At 73.3% G+C, this 816-nt stretch carries 1 pseudogene; it reads right to left on the bottom strand.

Annotated elements, in window-relative coordinates:
• Window positions 1-816 (bottom strand): annotated as a pseudogene (locus ACFXA3_RS35475) (peptidase S41); the annotation flags it as partial.

Raw genomic sequence — 816 nt, 5'->3', positions numbered from 1 at the left:
GCCCAGCGGGAACGACAGGTCGCCGGTGTGGACGTCGTACACCGGGTCGAAACCGCGCCACGAGAGGAAGGCCAGGTAGCGGCCGTCCCGGGTGAAGACCGGATTCTCGTCCTCGAACCGGCCGTTGGTGACGTCCACGATCGAACGCGGGCCGGGGCCGGAGATCCGGGCCATCTTGATCTGGCGCAGCGAGCGCCCGATGCCCGGGTGCGACCAGGTCAGCCAGGCCCCGTCGGGCGAGAACGCCAGGTCGGTGACCGGTCCGTTGATCGACCGGATCAGCTCGGTGACCTCGCCCCCCGATTCCTCGGTCGCGTCGATGAGCAGCAGCCGCCCGTCGTTGGAGGCGATGGCCAGCCGCTCGCCGTCCGGGTCGGCGAGCAGTTCCAGTACGCGGCCCAGCTCGCCGGAGGCCAGCCGGCGCGGCTCCCGGTCCCCGGAGGCGCGCGGGAGGTAGGCGATCTCGATCGCGTCCTCGCCCTCCGCGTCCGTCACGTACGCGACCTGCCCGCCGCTGCCGAGCATCTCGGGCAGCCGCACCCGCACGCCCGGGGTGTCGGCGATGGTCCGGGCCGGCCCGTCGCGGTGGGTGAGCCAGTACAGGCTGCCGCGGATGACGACGGCGCTGGCCCGGCCGGTGGCGTCGACCGACAGCGAGTCGACGTGGCTTGCGGCCGGGACCTGGTACGCACGGCGGCCGGCGCGGGGCCCGCCGAGGCGCACGTCGAGCCGGCGCGGGGGCCCGCCCGCCGCCCCCCAGGCGAAGAACCACCCCGCTCGTTTAAAAAAAAAACAAACCCCCCCAACCCAAGAGAG

This window comes from Streptomyces sp. NPDC059456, from assembly GCF_042750055.1.
In the GTDB taxonomy this organism is placed as follows: Bacteria; Actinomycetota; Actinomycetes; order Streptomycetales; family Streptomycetaceae; genus Streptomyces.
The sequence above is the reverse complement of the archived record's forward strand: the minus strand, read 5'-3'. Positions and strand labels throughout refer to the sequence as shown.